This is a genomic window from Streptococcus sp. HMSC074B11 (assembly GCF_001808705.1).
Classification (GTDB): Bacteria; Bacillota; Bacilli; order Lactobacillales; family Streptococcaceae; genus Streptococcus.
In genome coordinates this window covers 37,197-37,673 of record NZ_KV794274.1, presented here as the reverse complement: position 1 = coordinate 37,673, position 477 = coordinate 37,197, and positions in this window count along the sequence as shown.

The following is a 477-nucleotide window of genomic DNA, read 5'->3' as shown; positions in this document are numbered from 1 at the left end:
TGCTCTTTGATTTTCATTGAGTATAAGCTTTCTCTAAGAAAATCTTAAGTTTGCTTTTAGGGTTATTACCTATACTAGAGTCATCAAAAAGAAACGAGGACTCTCACATGACAATGACAATTAAAGTAAATTACCAAAAAACGTTTCAACAGGAACAAACACCTTCTCCTAAATACTAAGTAAAAGAGCGGAAACGCTCTTTTTGTATGGGATTCGCAGGTAAGGGATTTAGAAAAGTGCTTATGTTCATTTGATTTACTGAATGTATAAACTTAAACACCACTTCAAACGAGGTCTTAGTCTATCTGGTAAACTGAAAGCAGTGCTTTGAGAAAGCTGTGACTAGCTTTCTAGTTTGCTCTTTCGTTTTCATTGAGTCACAAGTTACTTTTAGTTTTTTCTAAGGAAAATATAAGCTATGTTTTAGGAAGGGATTTTATACTAGGTTCATCAAAAAGAAACGAGGACTCTCACATG